Genomic DNA, 1,141 nt, shown 5'->3' with positions numbered 1-1,141 from the left:
GTCAGGTGCCAGCGCAGCATGCTCAGCATCCGGCGCTCCTGGAAGGTCTTCAATATCGCCAGGTAGGCGACCCGCTCACCGGCGAGGGACGCCAGTGCCTGCGGGACGGTGGTCAGCGCAAGCAGCGGCAGCAGGACCGGCGCGAGTGTGGCGATCACCACCGTGGCGGCGATCAGGGTGGTCAGGGAGGCGACCAGGTTCTGCGATTCGCCGATCATGTCCTGGCTGACGCTGACGCCCCGGTCGGCCTTGTCGCACCGGTCATCGAACCCTGGATGGTCGTAGGCGGCCATCTCAGCGTTCGTGGCCGCCTCTAGGAGGCGGTACTCCGCCTCCCGTGCGATGCGCGGGCCCAGCCGGTTCGACAGGCCCCCTACCGCGATGCCCAGAAGCGCGCGCAGACCGGCGGCACCAGCCAGGACCACGATCGAGGGCAGGGCCTCACGCAGGTGCGCGGGGTCATAGGCGGACTGAATCAGCGCTCCGAGCGCCGCGGTCGTGGCGAGCAGGCCGAGCGCCTCCGCCAGGCCAGAGATGATCTGGCAGACAAGCAAGACGATCACCGCGCGTCGGTCCACGGCCCAGGCCAGAGCGAAGGAACGGCGGACCAGTTGCGGCAGGCGCCTGCTGAGTTCCCTCCAGGTGAGGTGATCTGTCCATTCAGTGTCGCCGCCGCTGAAGTTGAACGTCAGCTCTTCGTTGTGCTGCTGTGTTTCGCCGTGCTGGTGCTGTTCAGGGGTGGGATCGGCGACGGTTGCCTTGTCGGGCACGTCAGCGGCTCCTTTTCCAGTGCCGGGGGCGAACGGGGCGAGGTTGTTGCGTGCTCTGCGGTACGACGCGTACGGCCTGAACGTCACTCGACTGGCTGCCCCACCCCCATTACTGTCACGCACAGCTTCTTAGCAAGTGCTGTGCGTAGTGGTATCAGATGCCACCGACAGTTCCGCCGCTCACCGATTTAGGCGAACAGCCAGTGCGCCGCGGTAGCGTCATCGAAGATCTTGCCGCGCTTCCACCGGGCAGCGTCCAGGTCGGATCGTTCGGCTGCGCGGACCTGGCGGATGAGTTCTTCAGGGCCGTGGTGTTCGAGAAGGTCAAGGCACTGTCGCCAGGTGGACAGGTGGAAGCGGTCGACAAGCCG

General features: G+C 66.4%; 1 protein-coding gene and 1 pseudogene. One reads left to right on the top strand and one right to left on the bottom strand.

All coding sequences use genetic code 11. The features are described 5' to 3' along the window. Positions 1-770 (bottom strand): annotated as a pseudogene (locus tag ACWEVS_RS46325) (hypothetical protein); the annotation flags it as partial. A gap of 158 nt (positions 771-928) precedes the next feature. On the opposite strand from ACWEVS_RS46325, the gene ACWEVS_RS46320 reads away from it, so the two are divergent. Continuing rightward, positions 929-1,141 (top strand): hypothetical protein (locus ACWEVS_RS46320; protein ID WP_452557640.1); only part of this gene is annotated, 213 nt, incomplete at its 3' end.

Source organism: Nonomuraea sp. NPDC003754 (genome assembly GCF_053605785.1).
The sequence above is the reverse complement of the archived record's forward strand: the minus strand, read 5'-3'. Positions and strand labels throughout refer to the sequence as shown.